Annotated in this window: 1 protein-coding gene; it reads right to left on the bottom strand. The window is 71.9% G+C overall.

The window, feature by feature from the left end; translation table 11 throughout:
* Window positions 1-77 precede the first annotated feature (77 nt).
* On the bottom strand, window positions 78-983 hold the full coding sequence (locus AB0H32_RS48400) for an alpha/beta fold hydrolase (protein ID WP_361136149.1): 906 nt from the start codon (window positions 981-983) through the stop codon (window positions 78-80).
* Window positions 984-1,223: the final 240 nt, after the last annotated feature.

Below are 1,223 nucleotides of genomic sequence, written 5' to 3'. Positions count from 1 at the left end.
GACGTGCTCCCCGGCAGCGGCCTTGCCGTTCCAGCCGTTGGTCAGGTCGATCGAGCGGGGATCCACCTGACCTGGGATCAGCAGGAAACCAGATGCTTCTCCAGGAACGAGATCTCCGCCGCGACGGCCTGTTCGTGCGACTCGAGGAACGGGGCGTAATGGCGGCCCGTCAGGTGAACGACCTCGGACGCCGGCGCGTTCCGGGCCGCCCGGACGGCGGGGCCTGGGAGCGCACTCTGGTCCTGGTCGCAGACGACCACCAGCAGCGGGCACCGTATCCGGGAGGCGTGGCGGCCGGGCCGGTACCGGCCGATCTGCAGCGCGATCCGTGCGGCGACCGTCTGCTCCCAGTCGGTGTGGCGGTGGTCGGGATCCAGGGCCCGGTCGCCGTCCATGGCGTCGGGCGTGGTGAGCGAGGCGACCGTGCCGCGCGCTCCGGCGGTCGGGACCAGCAGCGGCGGCCGTCCGGCGAGGCTCCCGAGCGCGTCCGCGACGCCCCGGCCGAACAGACGCAGCGCCGCGAGGGGTGTCATGGAGCGCAGCGCGTGGGGGGCGACCGCAGGGCCGTCGACCAGCGGGGTCTGTGCGATCGCGCAGGCCAGCCGCGGGTGGTCGGCCGCGACACGGAAGACGTGGCCGCCCGCGAGCGAGAAGCCCCAGATGGAGATCCTGTCCTGGTCGACGTCGGGCAGAGCGGCCGCGCACTCGATTGCGGCGTGCCAGTCGGCGACCTGCTCGTCGAAGCGGACGATCTGGCGCGGCGCGCCCCCGCTCTGTCCGAACCGTCGGTGGTCGAAGGCCAGAACCGCGAAGCCGGCGTCGTTGAACCGTGCGGCGAACAGGTCCGAGGCCGGTTCCTTCGTGACCGAGGTTCCGCCGGCCATGATCACGCAGCCGCCGTTGACCCCCGGGTAGTGCCAGGCGGCACACGAGGTGTCACCGCTGGCGAAGCGTACTTTTTCCCGTTGCCTGAACGCGGGCACATGGACCTCCGTGGTGAATCCGTCGTTCTCGGGCTGATGCCGTCCATGCTCGGGGCGAGGTCCGCGAGATGGGCTCCGCACGGCGACGCAATGGGCGAAACTTGCCTTCATGGCGCGCGCATCGGCGGATTCCGTACTGAGCCTCATGGATCAGCGGCTGGTGGCCGCGCTGCAGTGGAACGGCCGCCTCACCGCGGAGCGGGCGGCCCACGTGCTGGGACTCAGCCCCGCCACCGTGCG

The organism is Streptomyces sp. NPDC020362, from assembly GCF_040642095.1.
GTDB lineage: Bacteria > Actinomycetota > Actinomycetes > Streptomycetales > Streptomycetaceae > Streptomyces.
This window is presented reverse-complemented; position numbering and strand designations above follow the sequence as displayed.